The sequence below is a fragment of the Brevibacterium aurantiacum genome (assembly GCF_900169065.1).
Lineage (GTDB): Bacteria > Actinomycetota > Actinomycetes > Actinomycetales > Brevibacteriaceae > Brevibacterium > Brevibacterium aurantiacum.
In genome coordinates this window covers 39996-60136 of sequence record NZ_FXZB01000002.1, presented here as the reverse complement: position 1 = coordinate 60136, position 20141 = coordinate 39996, and the positions used below count along the sequence as shown (strand labels likewise).

Annotated in this window: 15 protein-coding genes; 11 read left to right on the top strand and 4 right to left on the bottom strand. The window is 66.0% G+C overall.

Annotated features, from left to right (window positions below; translation table 11 throughout):
* Positions 1 to 41: 41 nt before the first annotated feature.
* From BAUR9175_RS01860 to BAUR9175_RS01850, 3 genes are all read left to right on the top strand, one after another.
* Positions 42 to 2000, top strand: coding sequence for a hypothetical protein (locus BAUR9175_RS01860; protein WP_069599169.1), 1959 nt, complete (start codon positions 42 to 44; stop codon positions 1998 to 2000).
* A 222-nt stretch (positions 2001 to 2222) separates the two neighbouring features.
* Entirely contained in the window at positions 2223 to 4115 is a 1893-nt protein-coding gene (locus BAUR9175_RS01855; protein ID WP_069599170.1) for a siderophore-interacting protein, read from the top strand.
* A 69-nt stretch (positions 4116 to 4184) separates the two neighbouring features.
* On the top strand, positions 4185 to 5198 hold the full coding sequence (locus tag BAUR9175_RS01850; protein WP_069599171.1) for an ABC transporter substrate-binding protein: 1014 nt from the start codon (positions 4185 to 4187) through the stop codon (positions 5196 to 5198).
* 10 nt (positions 5199 to 5208) lie between these two features.
* On the opposite strand, the gene BAUR9175_RS01845 is transcribed toward BAUR9175_RS01850, so the two are convergent.
* The gene (locus BAUR9175_RS01845) at positions 5209 to 5664 is read right to left on the bottom strand and encodes an Lrp/AsnC family transcriptional regulator (RefSeq protein ID WP_009883814.1); all 456 of its coding nucleotides are present in this window, start codon (positions 5662 to 5664) and stop codon (positions 5209 to 5211) included.
* Between the two features lie 419 nt (positions 5665 to 6083).
* On the opposite strand from BAUR9175_RS01845, the gene BAUR9175_RS01840 reads away from it, so the two are divergent.
* Genes BAUR9175_RS01840 through BAUR9175_RS19840 form a run of 3 tightly spaced genes read left to right on the top strand, consistent with a single transcriptional unit; the run spans position 6084 to position 10391 of the window.
* On the top strand, positions 6084 to 6860 hold the full coding sequence (locus BAUR9175_RS01840) for an electron transfer flavoprotein subunit beta/FixA family protein (protein ID WP_101582817.1): 777 nt from the start codon (positions 6084 to 6086) through the stop codon (positions 6858 to 6860).
* 11 nt (positions 6861 to 6871) lie between these two features.
* Positions 6872 to 7849: an electron transfer flavoprotein subunit alpha/FixB family protein gene (locus tag BAUR9175_RS01835; RefSeq protein ID WP_101582812.1), complete on the top strand. Its 978-nt coding sequence runs from the start codon at positions 6872 to 6874 to the stop codon at positions 7847 to 7849.
* 1 nt (position 7850) lies between these two features.
* Positions 7851 to 10391, top strand: coding sequence for a cytochrome b/b6 domain-containing protein (locus BAUR9175_RS19840; RefSeq protein ID WP_101582810.1), 2541 nt, complete (start codon positions 7851 to 7853; stop codon positions 10389 to 10391).
* 132 nt (positions 10392 to 10523) lie between these two features.
* Here BAUR9175_RS19840 and BAUR9175_RS01825 read toward each other — a convergent pair whose 3' ends face one another.
* Positions 10524 to 11186 (bottom strand): GntR family transcriptional regulator, encoded by a 663-nt coding sequence (locus tag BAUR9175_RS01825; RefSeq protein ID WP_009883818.1) that lies wholly within the window; start codon positions 11184 to 11186, stop codon positions 10524 to 10526.
* 106 nt (positions 11187 to 11292) lie between these two features.
* On the opposite strand from BAUR9175_RS01825, the gene BAUR9175_RS01820 reads away from it, so the two are divergent.
* The 5 genes from BAUR9175_RS01820 to purU all read left to right on the top strand — a co-directional run bounded on the left by BAUR9175_RS01820 (position 11293) and on the right by purU (position 17438).
* Positions 11293 to 12510 carry a sarcosine oxidase subunit beta family protein gene (locus BAUR9175_RS01820; protein ID WP_069599173.1) on the top strand — a complete coding sequence of 406 codons (1218 nt, stop codon included), beginning with the start codon at positions 11293 to 11295 and terminating at the stop codon, positions 12508 to 12510.
* Between the two features lie 26 nt (positions 12511 to 12536).
* Positions 12537 to 12869, top strand: a complete 333-nt coding sequence (locus tag BAUR9175_RS01815; RefSeq protein ID WP_009883820.1) for a sarcosine oxidase subunit delta — start codon at positions 12537 to 12539, stop codon at positions 12867 to 12869.
* Complete coding sequence (locus BAUR9175_RS01810) at positions 12866 to 15811, top strand: glycine cleavage T C-terminal barrel domain-containing protein (protein ID WP_069599174.1); 2946 nt, start codon at positions 12866 to 12868, stop codon at positions 15809 to 15811. The genes BAUR9175_RS01815 and BAUR9175_RS01810 overlap by 4 nt, the downstream gene beginning before the upstream one ends.
* Positions 15804 to 16484 (top strand): sarcosine oxidase subunit gamma, encoded by a 681-nt coding sequence (locus tag BAUR9175_RS01805; protein WP_009883822.1) that lies wholly within the window; start codon positions 15804 to 15806, stop codon positions 16482 to 16484. Before BAUR9175_RS01810 ends, BAUR9175_RS01805 begins: the two co-directional genes overlap by 8 nt.
* Positions 16485 to 16583: 99 nt before the next feature.
* The gene (gene purU, locus BAUR9175_RS01800; protein WP_101582807.1) at positions 16584 to 17438 is read left to right on the top strand and encodes a formyltetrahydrofolate deformylase; all 855 of its coding nucleotides are present in this window, start codon (positions 16584 to 16586) and stop codon (positions 17436 to 17438) included.
* A 10-nt stretch (positions 17439 to 17448) separates the two neighbouring features.
* Here the strand turns inward: purU and BAUR9175_RS01795 are convergent, their stop codons facing one another.
* Together BAUR9175_RS01795 and BAUR9175_RS01790 are read right to left on the bottom strand one after the other, a co-directional pair.
* On the bottom strand, positions 17449 to 18438 hold the full coding sequence (locus BAUR9175_RS01795) for an Ldh family oxidoreductase (protein WP_096145791.1): 990 nt from the start codon (positions 18436 to 18438) through the stop codon (positions 17449 to 17451).
* Positions 18439 to 18532: 94 nt separating this feature from the next.
* The gene (locus tag BAUR9175_RS01790; protein WP_240513581.1) at positions 18533 to 20110 is read right to left on the bottom strand and encodes an aminotransferase class I/II-fold pyridoxal phosphate-dependent enzyme; all 1578 of its coding nucleotides are present in this window, start codon (positions 20108 to 20110) and stop codon (positions 18533 to 18535) included.
* Between the last annotated feature and the right edge of the window lie 31 nt (positions 20111 to 20141).

Genomic DNA, 20141 nt, shown 5'->3' with positions numbered 1-20141 from the left:
TTACCGTTATTTCTTCAGTTCATCCTCGGCAGGAGCAATGCGTGTCTACTTTCTTCGACGGTCCCGAATTCCACGGAATGGCAGCGGGCGGCAAAATCAGCCACAACCCCGGCATGGGCGACGGGATGATGCGGGAGCTGGCGCCGTTCCTCAAGGCCGAAGGCATTGACGTCGATGATCCGAATGCGGACTTCACCGAGGCCGAATTCCACGCAGCCATGGAGAAGGCGCAGGAGGAATACAACCGCCGCCTGTTCACCCCGGTCGGTGCCCACCGCGGACTGGCTCTGGGGAAGCTGCGGTCGTTCTCCGTGACCTTTGCCGAAGGCGACATCAAAACCGCCGAGGCTGTTGTGGCCTCCCTGCCCTCTGACCCCCAGGACTTCAACCCGAGCGTCGCGCAGGTGACCGGGGCAGCGATGGACCTCCTCGACGAATGGTTCACCGACGACGTGCACGGACCGAAGCTCGGCGGAGTGATGGCACCGAAGTGGTCGGCGAAGAAGTCCCGTGCCGTGGCCCGCGACATCCTGGCCCTGGCACATAAGGGCCGCGTCGTCGACAGCCTCGATCGCCTCATCGCCAGCAACAGCGGACGTCCAGTCCTCGAGGGCTCCATGCTCGCCGTAGCCGCCGCGGTCGCGCGGTTGGCCAAACGAAACAAGGTCTTGGAGCAGCAATTCGTCGACGAGCTCATGCCGCTCGACGGCTATCCGGAACCGGTTGCGGGCACCTACGGTTCCACCGACCGAGTGTTCCAGGACGACCAGGACGACCAGGACGTCCAGGACGGCCCTGCCGCAGAACAGGACCTGCCTGAGTGGCTCGGCGGATCGAGCGCCGAGGCGAGCGCACAGGCGAATCCCCACGCCGACCCGCAGAGCGTCGACGAACGAATGGACGCGGTCGAGAAGACCGTCTACGAGATGCCGCTCTATCAGCGCTTCCGCGACTGGCTGGCCGAGACCTACGACGACGTCGACGAGGACTCAGAGGTCTTCGACATCGCCCACCTCCTGTTCTGCATCGCCGTGTCCTCCCGCGCAGATATCGACGAACCGGAGGGAATCGACGACCTCCTCGACGTCCTTGAAAGCTTCGCAGTCGACGGACAGGAGGAGGCCGAGAAGACCGATGGCGAATCGCCGTCGACGGTGATCTTCCTCGACAGCCTAGAAGCTCTCGACAACTATCTCCGCTTCCGCATGGACACCGACGAGAACCCCGAACGCTGGAACGCCGCCCGCGCCCGAGCCGAGGCCGCGAGCATGCGCACCGACCCGCTGCCCTCGGCCCTGATGGCCGCAGTCGAAGCCAATGCCCTGAGTGAGGAGCAGCTCGCGCAGCCGTTGTCGGACAACCGCCTCGTTTCAGGTGTGGCCGGCATTCTCGAATGGATCGGCGACTCCCGCCCGTTGACCGGTACGGGACGGGTGAAGCGGGCCGATATCGCCGAGGCGGCCGAAAAGTTCGGCATCGACGCCGTCGGGGTTGCGTCGAACGCCCGGTACGAAGACGGCGTGAACTATGCGCGCAGCGCCGATGAGGTGCCCGTCCTCGAAGCAATGTGGGCCGTGATGCAGAGTGCTGAGATCACCGAGATCACCGGCACCAAGGTCCGCCCGGGAAGCGCCGCCGACGAGTGGAAGAAGGGTGAGGTGAGCGCGGATACCGCACTGCCGGTCATCGGCGCCTTCATCTACGAGCGGCTGCTCGACGTGATCAACCTCGTTCCCGGAGAGGACTACGGCGCCCCGGCGATCACGATCGCCCAACGCCTCATCGAGATCCTCACTCCTGACTCGGCACCCGAACGCCCCGACCTCGACCTCGGCGAGGTGCGCGCCGAGCGACTCTCCACGCTCTTGGCAGACGAGCTGCAGGAACTCACCGAGTTCGGGCTCCTCACAGCCGGCGGAGACACGCTGTCTGTCGAGCCGGTGTACAAGCGCATCGTCGCCGGTGCCGCGCTCATGCTGCTGTCGGGACCGCGCGAATAAGACGAGGCGAGACCAGGGGTGTCGGAGCGAACTGAGGTGGCGGTCTCTGGTCGGTGTTGAAAATAAGTGGTTGCACCTGCTGCGATCCCAGGTTAGGCTCACCTATGAGATATAGGGAACATCGGTCTTGCCTAAGGCAGTTGACACACCTGCTTGAAGTTGTGGGTCCGGCTTCTCTGTTTCTCGCTGTTTCATACGTCAAGAACCCTCGGAGCTGAATACATGCCGCGTACTTCCAGGCCTCTGCAGGTGTTGCCGATCATCCTGCGAGAAGTGGAAGTCACCGGCATCGTCGACATCACCCCGAACATGCGACGCCTGACAGTGGCAGGCGATCAATTGGCGGCCGGTGGGGTCGGCGAGGCTGCACGGCCTGCATTCCGCTCCGAGGGTTTCGACGATCACGTGAAACTCGTCATTCCCCCGCCCGACGGCTCATCCCTCGATATCGGCGAGCAGGAGGAGTTCCGCTTCAACTGGAATCGGGAAGCGCTCAACCGTGCCCGCGACTACACTGTTCGCAGCGTCGACCACGAGACGAACTCCTTCAGCATCGACATCGTGCGCCATGACTCCGGACTGGCCTCTGACTGGGCTTTCGGCGTCGCGGTCGGTGATCGGATCAGCTTCGCCGGACCGAAGACCTGCGCCGGGCTGGCCGACGACATCGATTTCCACCTCCTCGTTGCCGACGAGACGGCGCTGCCCGCTGTCGGGCGCTGGCTCGAAGAGGCACCTGTTGGCACCCGCGGTCACATCATCATCGAAGTACCCACCTCCGACGACATTCAAGACATCCCCACCGAAGCCGATGTCGAAATCGACTGGCTCATCCGCGGATCCACCGCACCGGGCGAATCGCGCCTGATGTTCGACGCTGTGAAGAATCTCGATCTGCCCGAAGGACGCACTTTCGCCTGGTGCGCGGGCGAGACGCTGACCATCGCCCCCATCCGCCGCTACCTGCGCCGGGAGATCGGCCTTCCCAAAGAGGACGTCGAGGTCGTCGGCTACTGGCGGAAGATGCCGACTCGTCCCGCCGCGCCCAGTGCGGCAGTCGCCTCCACGCCCGAGGCCACGCTCGAGGGGTCTGGGGCCGAGTACGCCCCGGCCGATGATTCGGCCCCTTCTGCAGCAGCCGGCAGCGAGGGCAGCGCCGAACCGGACGGAACTCTCGAGGTCCTCCACCAGGTCCACGAAATGACCGAACTGCTCCCCGCGATCATCACCCGGACGGCCGTCACCCTCGGCATCAACGACCTCATCGCTGGCGGAGTCGCCACCGCCGAGGCGATCGCCGCCGAACTCGGCCTCGACACCGACCGTGTGCGCCCGGTGCTGACGGCTATGTGCTCCCTCGGGCTCCTTGCGCGTGAGGAGGAGAACTACCGCAACACCCCGACCGGAGCGGTCCTCACAGGCGACGGTGCCTCCGACGGACTTGACCTGAGCGATGCGGCGCTGCTCGACCTTTTCTCCCTCGTCGACCTCATCGATGTGCTCAGAGGCGGGTTCGCCTCCCGCTCCTCCCGCGCCTCGACGATTCAGGCTCCCACCTGGCATGCCCAGCGCGACGCCGATTCCGAACTCGACTCCGCCCACCGGCGACGCAGCCTCGACCACCTGCAGTATGTCCTCGATCTCATCCTCGACCTCGAACCCGTGGCATCGGCCGAGAGCCTCGCCGTCGTCGGTGATGTCGACGCCGAGGCGGCCGCCGCCTTGACGAGGAAGGCCTCGCATTCGGGGCGGACGATCCACACTCCCGGCGCACAGGGCCTGTCCGGTCGACGACCCTGGCCGGACGTCGACTGCACCCTCGTGATCGCCGGATTGACGGGGCGATCGCGGACAGAGGTGACCTCGTTGTTGGACCGGATGTTCGCCGCGAGCCGGACAGTAGTGATCGTCGAACCCTTCACCGACGATGCCGAGACCGATGACCATCAGGCCGAAGAGCTCATCACGGTCCTGGCCACCACCGGGAATCCGTCGCTGACCAGCGGCGAGCTCGTCACGGATCTGCACAGGCTCGGAGCCGCGCACGTGCAGGTGAGAGACATCGGATGGGGGTTCGGCCGGTTCCGATCGGCCGTGATCGCCGCACGCTCCTGAACTGCCTCTCCGGGGCCCGGCCGCCTCACCCGGACGTTCACCAGATCAAAGAAGAATAAGGACAAACGTATGACATTGACGCGCCTGACCGCTGCTGCCATCGCCGGAGCCACCGGCCTCGCTCTCCTCGCCGGATGCGCAGGCGGCAGTGAGGAAGCGAACCCGGGCACTGCCTCCGAGACGCGCACCGTCACCGATGCGACCGGCGCGGAGGTCGAAGTGCCCGCGGCTCCGAAGGCCGTCGCGACACTGCACTACGCCGCCACCGAGACCCTCATGGATCTTGACGCGCCTCCCGTGGCGCAGGGCGAGTACCAGGATCCGGCCGTGCCCGAGGTGTGGCTCGATGAACTCGAGGGGATCCCCACAGTCAGTCAGCAGGAGCCGGACCTCGAGAAGCTCGCCGAGGCCGAACCCGACCTCATCCTGTCCCCGAACATCTTCGAACCGGAGATGATCGAGCAGCTCGAGGAGATCGCACCCGTCTACCAGTTCACCCTGCGCGGCGGAGACCGCGCGAATTGGCAGCAGCGTGTTGGGGAAGTCGCAGACGCCGTCAACAAGACCGATCAGCTCGACGAACTCGACAGAGAATTCACGGCTCGGCAGAAGCAGCTCGGCGAAAAGCATTCCGAGGTCACCGAGGGCACCACGATCGGAGTGGTGTCCTCCTTCGAGGAGAACTCGGCATATCTGTGGGGCAGTGAGAACATGCTCGGCACGATTCTGTTCCCACTCGGGTTCGATTGGTCGGCCGACGAGGACGCCATGGTGAAGAAGTACGGCAAGGCCGAACAGGGAGGCAATAAGTCAGGGACCGTCGAGCCCGAAGCTCAGATCTCGCTGGAAGTCCTCGACCGCAGTCTGTCCGATGCCGACATCATCTTCGTCAACTCGGACCTGCGCGGCGACTATGACTCGTTGACGAAGGCGCTCATGGACTCCGCTGTGTTCAAAGACCTCCCGGCTGTCCGGGCCGGACACGTCTATCCGATCGGCAAAGCCACAATCGCCGGATACGCCGACGCGGATTACGGTCTCGACCTTGCCGAGAAAGCCATCACCGAATACCAGAAGGACTGAGCCGCACTACTCAGCCGGCGCCCGGCCTGTGGCCCTCGGCCTCATCGAGGATGAGGAGCGAGCGGGAGGACACGACGCCCGGGACTTCGTGGATGCGGCGCAGGATTACCTGCGACAGCGCAGTGTTATCCGGGGCATTGACCGTCACCAGGGCGTCAATGTCCCCGCTGACGGCTTGGACCTTCTCGACGAAGGGAAGGGCTGCCAGGTCATCGCGGACCTGCGGCCAGGGGCGCTCGCCGATCTTGACGACGACGACCGCGGTCACGGTCATGCCGAGAGCCTCGCGGTCCACCTCGGCGGTGAATTTTCTGATCGCACCCGATTCGATGAGGGTGGTGAAGCGCTTATGTGCGGCGGAGCGGGAGATGTGGACACGTTCGGCCAGCTGGCGCACGCTCAGGCGCGAGTCCTCGACGAGGGCGGCGATGATGCTGCGGTCGATGTCGTCGAGGTCGAATGCCACGGGGCGCTCCTTCACCGTTGATGTCTGCGTCTTGCCTGCGACCTCTGCGTTCAACCTGCCCTGATGCACTCGCGCGGAGAGGCGGCGATGGGCACCGGGAGGAATGGTCGGTCTCCTTCCCATTCTAGGGCCCCGCCTCGGCGAGGGGATGGCCCTGCGTCGAGGTCCCGTCGTCGACGACAGGGGGACCGCCTCGGCGAGGAAAGTCCGCATGGTTGCGGAGTCCGGCGCACTGGACAAATTCTGTCGATCGTTCGTACAGTTACGGAGATATCTGTGGTGCTTACCACGTACCATGGGTGATGGACATGATCGGTTCCAACCCGGACCCGGTCAACGGACGGAAATCAGCCACCTGTAGATTATGAGACGAAAGTCTCACGCAGCTGGAACTGCTTCACGAACCTAAGGAGTCATCCTTGAAGATCGCGGTGTTGGTCAAAGAGGTCCCGGATACGTACGGCGACCGCAAGTTGAACTTGGAAACCGGGCTCGCCGATCGCGGCGCCTCGGAAGCCGTCCTCGATGAGATCGGTGAGCGTGCCCTCGAGGTCGCCCTGACGCAGAAGGACTCCGACGGCGACACCGAGGTGACCGTCATCTCCATGGCGCCCGATACCGCGACTGCGACGATCCGCAAGGGTCTGGCCATGGGTGCCGACAATGCCGTGCACGTGGCCGATGAAGGCTTGGCCGGTGCGGATCTGGGCCTGACCGCCGAGGTGCTCGCCGCCGCTCTGCGCCGCGGTGAGTTCGACCTCGTCGTGACCGGCAACTTCTCCACCGACGGCAACGGCGGCATGATGCCGGCGATGCTCGCCGAGCACCTCGACTACCCGCACGTGACCGGCCTGACGACCGTCGAACTGGGCGACGGCAAGGTCTCCGGCACCCGCGCGGTCGAAAGCGGCAAGCAGCAGGTCTCGGCCGAACTGCCCGCCGTCATCTCCATCACCGAGGCGCTTCCCGAAGCCCGATTCCCGAACTTCAAGGGCATCATGGCGGCGAAGAAGAAGCCCTTCGAGGTCATCAGCCTGTCCGATCTCGACATCGATGCCGAGGACCTGTCCGTGGCCCGCTCGATCATGGTCACCGTCGCCGAGAAGCCGCCGCGCGAAGCCGGCGAGAAGGTCGTCGACGAAGGCAATGGCGGAGCCGAACTCGCCGAATACCTCACCAAGAACCGTCTGGCCTAAGGAGAATCGTCATGTCAGAATTCCCGCAGGACTCCATTCTCGTCGTCCTCACCGCCGATGCCGAAGGCCAGCTGGAGAAGCCGGCCGCCGAACTGCTCGGCGGAGCCGCTGAGATCGGCTCGCCCGTCGCCCTCGTGCTCGCCGCCGGCAGCGCCGACGCCGCTGCCGAGAAGGCCGCCGAACTCGGCGCCGTGGCAACCCTGACCGCCGCAGCCGCCGAGGGCAACCTCGGCACCGCGGCCGTCGACGCCGTCGCCGCAGCCGCGGAGCTCACCGCTCCCGACGTCGTGCTCGTGCCCAACACTCTCGACGGTCGCGACATCGCCGGTCGCTACGCTGTGCGCAGCGGATCGTCCGTGTCCGTCGACGCCACCGGACTCGAACGCGACTCCGAGGGCATTGTGGCCAACCACTCCGTTTACGGCGGCGGCTACACCGCCTCGTCGGCCCCGACCTTCGGCGCGCCCATCGTCACCGTGCGTCTGGGCTCGATCGAAGCCCGCGCCGAGGCACAGGCCGCGAACACGCAGGCCCTCGAGGTTGCCGATTCCGGTAAGCGCTCGGCTGCGATCGATTCGTTCGAAGCTGTTGTCGAAACCTCCTCGCGTCCCGAGCTGCGCGGCGCGCAGAAGGTCGTCTCCGGTGGTCGCGGCGTCGGTTCGGAGGAGTCCTTCGAGCTCGTCGGCGAATTCGCCGACACCCTCGGCGCTGCCGTCGGTGCCTCCCGTGCGGCCGTTGACGCCGGTTACATCGCCCAGTCGCACCAGGTCGGCCAGACCGGTGTGTCGGTGTCCCCGCAGCTCTATGTGGCTCTCGGCATCTCCGGCGCGATTCAGCACAAGGCCGGCATGCAGACCTCGAAGACCATCGTCGCGGTCAACAAGGACGCCGAAGCCCCGATCTTCGACATCGCCGATTTCGGCGTCGTCGGCGACCTGTTCAAGGTCGTTCCCCAGGCCATCGAATCACTGAACGAGAACAAGTCCTGATATGGCAACCTATTCCAGTTCGCTGCGCTCGGGTCTGCCACGGGTCGAAGGCGGAGACCCCTGGCCCCCGGAGGGCACCATCGGTGAACCCTTGGAAGAGGGCGCGTCATGGCTGCCGAAGACTGCCGAGACGGAGGAACTGGATGAAGGTTCCCCCGCCGAGGCGGCCGAGTCCGATGTGACCGAGGCTGAGGAATCGACGGGGACCGTCGATGACTCGGTCGAGGAATCCGCCGAGGATTCGTCGACCGGTGCTGCTGTTGCGGCGGGCACCGGCGCTGCCGGAATTGCTGGCGGTGCGGCCGCTGCTGCGACGGCGGGCGATGACGACGATGCAGCCGATGTCTCTCCTGCTGAAGCCGCTCCTGCGGCCGAAGTTCCGCTGCGCCGGGGACTGCCGCGCGTCGAAGGTGGAGAACCCTGGCCCCCGGAAGGTCTCGCTCCTGCCGGGGTGAAGGCCACCGGTGCGTCTGCCGCGCCCGCCGCGTCAGCCGAAGCGCCTGCTTCCGCAGAGCCTGCGGTCGAAGACGACGCTCCTGTCGAGGATTCGACCGAGGACGCGGCGTCCGTCGAGTCGGACGAAGAGTCCTCGGCTGCCCCGGCTGCCGCCGCTGCAACGGCCGGTGTCGGAGCTGCGGCTGGCGCTGCCGTTGCCGCCCCTGAATCTGCTCCCTCCGACGAGGTTCCGTTGCGCCGTGGTCTGCCGCGCGTTGAGGGCGGAGACCCCTGGCCGCCGGAAGGCTTCGCGCCCGCCGGGGTCAAGGCTGCAGGTGGCTCGGCCGCCGGTGCTGCTCCGGCAGCGGCTGTATCCGCTCCTGTCGAGAGCACAGCGGACGAATCTGCGGCTCAGCCCGATTCCGCCGAAGCCGCCTCGACTGATACGTCAGCCGATTCCACGTCTGAATCGACATCCGCTGCTCCCGCGGCCGCCGCTGCTGGCGCGGGTGCTGCTGGCACGGGTGCTGCCGGTGCCGGTGTGGCCGCAGCTGCTGCTGGCCGCTCGGGCTCCGGAGAGCTTTCCGATGTTCCGCTGCGTCGCGGACTTCCCCGCACTGCCGGGGGAGACCCCTGGCCGCCGGAAGGGTTCGCACCTGCACACGCTGCGAAACCTGCCGCAGGCTCGGCTGCCGTTTCGGCTCCGACCGAGGACAAGGCCGCTGAGACCACGTCGACCGATGCCGCATCTGCCGAGGCCGGCAATCCTGCCGAGGATGCACAATCGACGGCCGAGGCGAAGCAGAGTGCGACGCCGGCCGCCGCTGACGGATCCGGTGAGAAGAAGCCCCAGGGTCGACGCGCCGGAATCGGTGGTGTCGGTGCCGGTGCGGGAGCCGCCGGTGCGGGAGCCGCTGCCGGTGCAGGTGCTGTGGCAGCGGGAGCCGCCGCGGCGTCGGACAAGTCCTCCGACGGAGCCGAGAAGAAGCCCGCTCAGCGCAAGCCGATGGCCAAGCCTGCGGCGAAGGCGGCGGACAAGCCCGCTCAGCGCAAACCGATGGCCAAGCCCGCCGCGAAGGCCGACGACAAGGCTGCCGCACGCACCGCGGACAAGCCGGCTGCGAAGACGGCACCGGCTGCGAAGGCCACATCGTCCGGTTCGGGCAGCACTGCCTCGGCGAAGCCCGCAGTGAAGAAGGAACCGGTCATGATCGGTTCGAAGTCGCTGGGACAGTGGTCCAAACTCGTCGGGCTGGGACTCGGCGGACTCATCGTCGTGGCCGGGATCCTCATCCTCGCCGCTCGTGGTGTCACGACACTGCCGGGTGTGCCGGAGTTCCTCGAGCGCTACCCGGGCGAATACCACATCCCGGAATTCGTCGATCCCGGTTTCCCGGGCTGGGTGCGGTGGACGCACTTCCTCAACATCTTCTTCATGGTGCTCATCATCCGTTCGGGTCTGCAGGTGCGTCACCAGCAGAAGCCGCCGGCGTTCTACACCCCGAAGAAGGGTGGGAAGAAGATCAGCATCAACCTCTGGCTGCACACGAGCCTCGATCTGCTGTGGCTGGCCAATGGTGTGGTCTTCGTCGTGCTGCTCTTCGTCTCCGGGCACTGGGCGCGCATCGTGCCGACCAGTTGGGAAGTGTTCCCCAACGCGCTGTCGGCGGCGCTGCAGTACGGAACGATGGAATGGCCGATGGAAGATGCATGGGTCAACTACAACGCTCTCCAGCAGCTGATGTACTTCATCATCGTGTTCATCGCCGCCCCGCTGGCCGCGATCACGGGTGTGCGGATGAGCGAATGGTGGCCGAAGAACGCCACGACGCTGAACAAGATCTACCCGGCGCCGCTGGCGCGGGCGATCCACTTCCCGACGATGCTGTTCTTCGTGTTCTTCATCCTCGTCCACGTGTTCCTCGTGTTCACGACCGGACTGCGGCACAACCTCGGCTACATGTTCGCGGGTACCGAGATGCTCGGTTGGGCCGGACTCGTCTGGTTCCTCATCGCGATGGTCGTGGTCGTGGCCGGTTGGTTCGCCGCCAGGCCGCTGCTGCTGGCCCCGATCGCGAACGCGTTCGGACGGGTGTCGAGCCGCTAGGCCTCAACTCGTCGGCGCCTGGCCGCTGGGCCTCGAGTCCGAAGCTGGTGCCGTTGCCTAATTAACGAAGCCCCCGCAGAATCAACTGATTCTGCGGGGGCTTCGTCGTGTCCTTCTGCGGTGCGAGCCCCCTCAGCGCAGGGCGGCGCGCAGGGTCGTGTCGAAGTCGCGGACGTGTTCGGCCGCGTGTGCCTCGACCGCTGACTCCTTGCCTTCGAGGATCGCTTCGAGCAGATCGATGTGCTCGCGGATATGGCCGATGAGGTCGGGAATGCGGGGGATGACGAGGCACCAGATCCGAGTCGCCAGATCGTCGAGGCGCACGAGAGTCTCCATGAGGTGGGGGTTGTCCACCGAGGAGTAGATGAGGCGGTGGACCTCGAGGTCGCGCTCCATGAGAGCGCGCGGTTCGTCGGTCTCCTTCAGCTCCCGCAGGTCGGCGATCGTGGCTTCGAAGGCTCGTCGGCGCTCGGGGGTGATGTTGCGGGCGGCCTTGCGGGCGGCGATGGGCTCGAGAACCTCACGCATCTCGGAGATCGTGGATAGATCCTTGAGATCGACGTTGCTCGCGAACGTGCCCCGGCGCGGGTAGGAGACGACGAGGTGGTCGCTCTCCAGGCGCTTGAGCGCCTCCCTGATAGGCGTCCGTCCGACGTCGAGCTCGGCGCTCAGAGCTGCCTCGTTGATGGGGTCGCCGGGAGCGATGTCGAGCATGATGAGGCGGTGGCGCAGGATCTCGTAGGCACGCGCGGCCAGGGACATCTTCTGCGACACTGCGTCAGCCGTCGAATCCATTTCCACACTCCCGAGAATTCCTATTGCGCATTTGCTTTTCCTCGTCATAGACTACAGGAACACACCTGATATATTAGTTGATGATCAAACGGTCGAAGGAGATCGCATGGCCGACCAGCTCCCCGAGCATCCCGACTTCCTGTGGCGCAATCCGGAGCCGAAGAAGTCCTACGAAGCCGTCATTATCGGTGGCGGCGGACACGGACTCGCCACCGCGTACTACCTGGCCAAGAACCATGGCATGACCAACATCGCCATCCTCGAGCGCGGTTGGCTGGCCGGCGGGAACATGGCCCGCAACACGACCATCATCCGGTCGAACTACCTCTGGGACGAGTCCGCGGCGATCTACGAGAAGTCGCTCAAACTCTGGGAGCAGCTGCCGGAAGAACTCGACTACGACTTCCTGTTCTCCCAGCGCGGGGTCCTCAACCTCGCCCACACACTCCAGGACGTGCGCGAATCCCAACGCCGCGTCAACGCGAATGCCCTCAACGGCATCGACGCCGAATGGCTCGACCCCAAACAGGTCAAGGAAGTCTGCCCGATCATCAACATCGGCGACGACCTGCGCTACCCGGTGATGGGCGCGACCTATCAGCCGCGAGCCGGCATCGCCAAGCACGATCACGTCGCCTGGGCCTTCGCCCGCAAGTGCGATGAGATGGGCGTCGACATCATCCAGAACTGCGAGGTCACCGGGATCGAACGCATCGGCGACAAGGTCATCGGCGTCGAAACCACCCGCGGCAGCATCGCCACCGAGAAGGTCGCCATGTGCGTGGCCGGAGACTCCTCGGTGCTGGCAGACATGGCCGGCATCCGCCTGCCGATCCAGTCCCACCCACTCCAGGCACTCGTGTCCGAGCTCTTCGAACCCGTGCACCCGACCGTCGTCATGTCCAACCACGTCCACGTCTACGTCTCCCAGGCGCACAAGGGCGAACTCGTCATGGGCGCCGGCGTCGACTCCTACAACGGCTATGGCCAACGAGGCGGCTTCCACGTCATCGAAGAACAGCTGGCCGCCGCTGTCGAACTGTTCCCGATCTTCGCCCGTGCCCATGTGCTGCGCACCTGGGGCGGCATCGTCGACGTCACCCTCGATGCCTCACCGATCGTGTCGAAGACCGAGGTCCAGGGTCTCTACGCTAACTGCGGTTGGGGCACGGGCGGCTTCAAGGGCACACCCGCGGCCGGACTGACCTTCGCCCACACCATCGCCAATGACGAACCCCACCCGCTCAATGCCCCCTACGCCCTCGACCGGTTCGAAACCGGTCACCTCATCGACGAGCACGGCGCCGCAGCCGTGGCGCACTGAGCGAACCCGAGACCAAAGGATCAGCCATGCTCCTCATCAGCTGCCCGAACTGCGGGCCACGCGACGAAACCGAATTCCACTACGGCGGCCAGGCACACGTGCCCTACCCGGCCGACCCTCACGCACTCAGTGACAGAGAGTGGGCCGAATTCCTCTTCTACCGCGACAACGACCGCGGCGCCTATGCCGAACGATGGAGCCACAGCCTCGGCTGCCGCAAATGGTTCAACGCCATCCGCGACACCGTCACCTACGACTTCACCACCATCTACCCCATGGGCCAGCCCCGACCCGACACCCTCGCCGAGGCTGCTCCACAGTCCCCGTCCACCGCCGATTCTGCAGGAGGAGTCCGATGACGCACTCCACCCATCCGTCCGGTTCGCCCCGCTTCGATCACGCCACCGGCATCGACCGCACGCGACCCGTCAGCTTCCGCGTGGAAGGAACGCAGTACTCGGGCTTCGCCGGGGACACGATCGCCAGCGCCCTCATCGCCGCCGGACGCATCGACTGCGGCAACTCGACCTATTTGGGCCGGGCGCGCGGCGTCCTCAGCGCCGGAATCGAAGAGTCCAACGCCCTGGTCCGCGTCAAGGGTCGCATCCCCGGCGACGTCAGCGAATCCATGCTGCCGGCCACCCGTGTGCCCATCACCGAAGGCCTCGAAGCCGACTACCTGGCAGGGCTGGGCATTCTCGACCCAGGTCAGGATGGACTCGTCTACGAGCACAAGCACGTGCACACCGACGTGCTCGTCATCGGTGCCGGACCCGCCGGTCTGGCCGCCGCCCGCGAGGCCGGAAAGACCGGGGCCCGGACGCTGCTGCTCGATGACAGAGCCGCCCCCGGTGGATCGCTGCTGTCGAGTTCGTCAGAGACCATCGACGGTGTGCCCGCGAGCGAGTGGATCGCGTCCACCGTTGCCTCCTTCGCCGAGGCGGAGGAACTCACGTACCGAGCGAACACGACCGTGTTCGGCAGCTACGACTCGAACTACTTCGTCGCCCTCGAGGACCGCACCCTTGAGCTCGTCGAAAACGGAGGAGAGAGTGCGCAGGGCAGCACCAGGTCCCGCCCCGGCACACGCCAACGGGTCTGGCACATCCGAGCCCAGCAGGTCGTGCTGGCCACCGGAGCCCACGAACGCCCGATCGTATTCGCCGACAACGACCGTCCGGGCATCATGCTCGCCTCCGCCGTGCGCACCTACCTCAACCGCTTCGGTGTCGCCGCTGGGCAGTCCGTCGCGATCGCCGCGACGAACGACTCTGCCTACGAACTGCTGGCCGATCTGCACGCGGCAGGCATCGAGGTGCCGGCGATCATCGACTCCCGCACCACCGCCTCGGCGATGGCAGAATCTGTTGCTCGGGACACGGGAACCCGGCTCATCCTCGGCTCCGCGGTCAGCGACACCGCAGGTGAGGGGCCTGCCGGACGCATCAGCCAGGTCACCGTCTCGGGCCTCGACGTCGACGGTGTGGCCACCGGCGAGTCCGAGGTCATCGACGTGGACCTGCTGGCCGTGGCCGGCGGATTCTCACCCGTGATCCACCTGCACGGACAGCGCAAGGGGCCGATCGAGTGGCGGAAAGACATCGCTGCCTTCGTCCCGAGCAGGCCCGTGCGCGATCAGTTCACGGTCGGCGCAGTCAACGGCGACTACTCGCTCGAGGCAGCTCTCAAACAGGGCGCCGAGGCCGGGCATGCGGCCGCGAAGCGCACCGGTTTCGCCGGTCCGCTCGACATTCCCGCGGCCGAGCCGATGACCTACGCGCCGGCTCGCCCACTGTGGCTGGTCACCTCGGCGGATGATGATCACACGGCGCTGACCACGCACTTCATCGACTTTCAGCGCGACCAGTCCGTGGCCGACGTGCAGCGGGCGATGGACGCGGGCATGCGCTCGGTCGAGCACATCAAGCGCTACACCTCGATCTCGACGGGCGGCGATCAGGGCAAGACGAGTGCGGTCAACGCCATCGGCGCCATCGCGACTGTGCTGGGGGAGTCGGATCTCGGCGCAGTCGGGCACACGACCTTCCGCGCACCGTTTGCCCCAGTGCCCTTCGCGGCACTGGCCGGACGACGCAAGGGCGAGCTCTTCGACCCGGCCCGGATCACCTCGATCCACCCATGGCATGTCGACCACGGTGCCGAATTCGAAGACGTCGGCCAGTGGAAGCGACCCTGGTACTACCCGCAGGACGGGGAGGACATGGACGCGGCGGTGCTGCGCGAATGCAAGGCCGTGCGGGAATCCGTCGGCTTCCAGGACGCGTCGACACTGGGCAAGATCGAGATCCGCGGCACCGACGCCGGTGCGTTCCTCGGCCAGATCTACACCAACGGCTTCGCCAAGCTCAAGGTCGGCAAGGGCCGCTACGGACTCATGTGCAAACCCGACGGCATGGTCTTCGACGACGGCGTCACCCTGCGCGTGGCAGACGACCGCTACTACATGACCACGACGACAGGAGGCGCGGCCACCGTCCTCGAATGGCTGGAGGAATGGCACCAGACCGAATGGCCCGAGCTCGACGTCGTCTTCACCTCGGTGACGGAAGAATGGTCGACCGTCGCGGTCGCCGGACCCAAATCCCGCGAGGTCATCGCCAAGCTCGCCCCGCACCTGGATGTGTCCAACGAGGCCTTCGAGTTCATGGGCTTTCGGGAGACGACCCTGGCGGGCGGGATTCCGGCCCGCATCTGCCGCATCTCGTTCTCCGGTGAGCTCGCCTTCGAGATCAATGTGGAGAACTTCTATGGTCTGGCCGTGTGGGAGGCCGTCGCCGAGGCGGGTGCTGAGTTCGACATCACCCCGTACGGCACCGAGACCATGCACGTCCTCCGCGCGGAGAAGGGCTTCATCATCGTCGGTCAGGACACCGACGGCACCGTGACCCCACAGGATGCCGGCATGGAGTGGATCGTCTCGAAGCTCAAGGACTTCATCGGCAAACGCTCCTACTCGCGCATCGACACGGCACGCGAGGACCGCAAGCACCTCGTCGGGGTCCTACCCGTCGACGGCACGACCCGTCTGGCCGAAGGTGCTCAGCTCATCACCTCGGGCACACCGATCACCCCGGAGGCGGGCCCGGTCCCGATGATCGGGCACGTCACCTCGTCCTACATCTCACCGAGCATGGACAGGCCCTTTGGCCTGGCGATGGTCGAGAACGGCCGGAACCGGACCGGCGAGATCATCCAGTCCCCGGTCGGCGGGACACTCGTCGACGTCGAGATCACCTCACCCGTCTTCTACGATCCAGAAGGGAACCGCCGCGATGGCTGACACCACACAGACGACCCAGCAGAGTCAGACCCAGTCCTCCACTGCGCAGCACAGCTTCGAGACCGACGCCGAGGTGCTCGATAGCTTGCGTACCTCACCGGCAGCCCACCTCGGCGAGGACATGGCCCGCGCCACCGAACTCGGCGGGCAGGCCGTTGGCCTGCGCGAACGCAGCTTCGCTGTCCAGCTCGGATTGCGCGCCACCCCGGGAACAGCCTCGGCGGAGGCGCTCGAATCTGCTCTTGGGATCACCCTGCCCGGTCGGGTCGGCGAGGTCACCGGGGACGAGGCCGGCCTGCACACCCTGTGGCTGAGCCCCGACGAATTCCTCACCGTCGACGTCTCCCGGCGGCAGCGACCGGGGGAGACCCTCGTCGCCGAGGCGGCCCTTGAGGGACTGCCCGGGCAGGCCGTGGATCTCTCGGCCAACCGCACGATCCTCGAACTCACCGGCGTGAAGGCCCGTGAGGTGCTGGAGAAGAGCGTGCGCGCGGATCTGCACCCGCGTGCCTTCGGCGTCGGCCAGGCGATCTCGACTCAGATGGGGCCGGTGCCGGTCATCCTCCACCATTCGGCTGAACTCGAGTACCGGGTCTACCCGCGGGCGAGCTTCGCGGACTTCGCGGTCCGGTGGCTGCTCGACGGCATGGCGGAGTTCCTCAGCAACGGCTGACGGTGACTGACGGTTGAAGGTGACGGGCGGTTGAAGGTGACCAATGTGAGCCTCTCAACCAATGATTGAGTACACCCATCGAGCAAGGAAGCAGTGGATATGCAGGATTACGTCTTCACCCTGGAATGCGACGAACGGCCGGGAATCACCCACGCCGTGACCGGAGCCCTCCTCACTCACAGCGGTGACATCAAGGAGCTCAAGCAGTTCGACGATCAGTACACCGAGCGTCTGTTCCTCAGGATCGACTTCAGTCTCCAGGACGAGTCGCAGGGCGCGATCGAGGCACTGCGCGCGGACTTCGAAGGCATCGGCACCGATTTCGAGGCGTCGTGGAAGCTGTGGCCGGAGGGGGAGAAGCGTCGGGTCCTCATCATGGTCTCGAAGTTCGAGCACTGCCTCAACGATCTGCTCTTCCGCGCCCAGGTCGGTGAGCTGCCCATCGAGATCGCGGCCGTGGTGTCCAATCACCCCGACCACCGTGAACTCGTCGAATGGCACCACATCCCGTTCTTCCGCATCCCGGTGACCAAGGAGACGAAGCCGGAGGCGGAGGCGAAGCTGCTCGAACTCGTCGACCGCTTCGAAATCGACCTCGTCGTCCTCGCCCGCTACATGCAGGTCCTCTCCGACGACCTGGCACGGGAGCTGACAGGCAAGGCCAACAACATCCACCACTCGTTCCTGCCCTCGTTCAAGGGCGCCAAGCCCTATCACCAGGCATGGGAGCGGGGAGTCAAGACCGTCGGGGCGACCGCACACTTCGTCGACAGCGAACTCGACGAGGGCCCGATCATCGCCCAGCAGCTCGTCGAGGTCGACCACTCCTTCGGCCCCAAGGACCTCGTGGCCGCCGGTCGTGACGCCGAGTGCAAGGCCCTGTCCAACGCCGTGAAGTGGCACTGCGACGGCCGCGTGTTCCTCGCCGGGAAGAGGACTGTCGTCCTGCGGTGAGGCTGCGGATCTAGCGAGCGGCGCGTTCGAGCAGTGCGGTGTGGAGGTTCTGGGGCAGGTCGATGACTGCGTCATCGCGTTTGCGTCCGAAGTCGATGCCGAAGTCGCGATCGATTCTGGCCAGGTGCTCTTCGACCCGGTGCGTGTACTCCGGGTCGAAGGCATCAGCGCTGATGGCGATGACGAAGAGACCGGTCCCGGGAGTCGTCGTACCCTCATCGATGGGTGGTGCATCCACCGAGAATTTCGCGCCCCCGTGGGCGGCGAGGAGTTCGATCATGAGCGCGAGATTGCTGCCCTTGACCCCACCGAAGGGAAGCAGTGAGCCGGCAAGGCCCGCCTCGGAGTCCGTCGTCGCAGTCCCATCCGGAGCCTGAGCCCACCCCTCGGGGATCGACTCCCCACGGTCGGCCGCATCACGGATGTTGACCCAGGCCGTCGCGCTGCTGGCCTGATCAAACATGCGCGGCCCCTGCGGGTGAGGGAGCGCGAAGGACAGCGGGTTCGTCCCGGTGACCGTGTCGCGGCTGCCGAAGAGCGACATCAGCGCCGGGGAGTTCCCTCCGGCAAGGGCGATGAGTCCACGACGGGCCAAGCGCATCGTGTAGTAGCCGAGCTCGCCGGCAGGAAACGCGTTCATGATGTTGAGGATCGAGATGCCCAGATCCGTCGCCGACTGAGCGAAGCGATCGAACACCTCGTCGAAGGCGAGCTGGACGATGCCGCCGTCGGCGTCGACGAGGTGGGCCGCCGGCAATCTGTTGACCGAGTGCGGAACGGCAGCACCGTTGATCCGACCGGCCTCGAGCCCGTCGAGGTAGTCGAAGAGGTGCGCCGTGCCGACCTGGATCTTGCCGCGCCGATCCGCCGCGACCGTGGCAGCTGCCAGTGACCTCGCCAGTTTCTCCGAGCTTCCGGCGGCAAGAATCGTCGAGGTGCAGAGGCGCTCAAGCTCGGTCGCGGGCAGGGAAACGGTGGGCGAATCGTCGGAGGCGGGCATATTCTCCACGGTACCGCAGTGCCACGCGCGTATTCGCTGGTGGGACTGCCGCCCAAGGGTCGGCTCAGCTCGCCTCGGGTCAGTTCAGCTCGGCTCAGCTGAGGTCAGTTGAGCTCGGCTCAGCCACGACGGCGAAAGTGTCCATGCGCGAATCCTGGGCGCCACGGACATAGCCCGAGGGCGCCGCCGCGGTCGCACGGAGGAAGTCGACGGCCTTCGCACTGAGCACCTCACCAGGGAGGACATTGGGCACACCTGGCGGGTACGCAGCCAGAGAATCCGCGGACGCCCGGCCGACCGCCTCGGCGAAGGGGACCGTCTGGGACTCGGCGAAGTAGGCATCGCTGATGTCCAGACGCTTCTGGCAGCTGCCGGGCAGCACGATGGGACGCTCCGGCTCGGCCTCCGAGCGCGGCAGCTCCTGCAGAGCCGTCCAGAAGCGATCCACGTCGACGGGCGAGGTCGCGCCGATGAGCAGCAGCAGCGCCGAGGGAGTGGCCAGCTCACAGTAGATCCGATGGTCCCGGATGAGCTGATACTGGGCCTCGGACCCGGTGATTCCGGCACCGCGGGTGTCGATGACGACCTTGAACGGATCGTTGTCGATCGCATCATGACCGCCGAGGATGTCGGGAGTCGCATCGCGGAACCGGGTGTCGTTCTTGACCCGGGTGCGGATCTCCTCGGCCGTGTCCAGGGCCGTCTCGATCGCCTCCGGGTGGGTGACGAGATGACGACGTGCCTCGTCGAGGGAGGACAGCAGGATCGCACTCGAGGAGGTCGACTGATAGGACTTCACGACCCGATCGACGAGCGTCTCGATGCGCTTGGCCTGCGGTCCGTGCCCGAGATGGACCATCGCCGACTGTGCGAGGGAGCCTGCACCCTTGTGAGTGCTGGATATGACGAGGTCGGCGCCCAGGCGCACTGCGTTGACCGGCAGCTTCGGGTGCATGCCGAAGTGGGAGCCCCAGGCCTCATCGACGATGAGGGGAACATCGTGGCGGTGGGCCACCTCGGCGATGGCGGCGATGTCGGCGACAGCACCGAAGTAGCTGGGGGAGACGAGGTAGACGGCGGCGGAGTTCGGGTGCTCACGCAGGGCGAAGTCGACCTCGGCCGGGGTGACGCCGTGGGAGGAGCCGAGCCCGGGATCGACGCGGCCGTGGACGAAATGAGGGCGCAGTTCGGCATGGGTGACGCCGTCGATGACGGAGGAATGGACGCTGCGCTGGAGGACGAACTCGCGGCCCAGGCCCCGCACGACGGTCGTGCCGATGTGATTGCCGCCCGATGCTCCGTTGGTGATGAACCAGGTCCGCGAAGCACCCCAGGCCTCGGCGGCGAGCTGCTGGGCGGCCATGATCGGAGTCACGCGATCATGGTTGATCATGCGCCAGTTGTCCTGGTCGACGCCGCTGAAGAGCATGGGGAAGTCGATGCTCATGCCGGCCTCCCCGACGACCTCGGCCAGGCCCGGGGCATGATCAGGACTGCCCTGATGAGCGGGCACGTGCAGACGCTGCCAGTCCTCGGCGGCCAGGGACCGCAGGGCTTCGGCATAGGGTGCGGTGTGTTGGCGGGGGTCGATGGCGGTGTTCGCTTGCGTGGGCGCGGGGGTTGTCGCGGTGCGGTTCGCGGTGTCTGGGTGCAGGTGTGTGTCAGCGAGCATGTGTCCCACACTAGGGATCATTGGTCGCCTA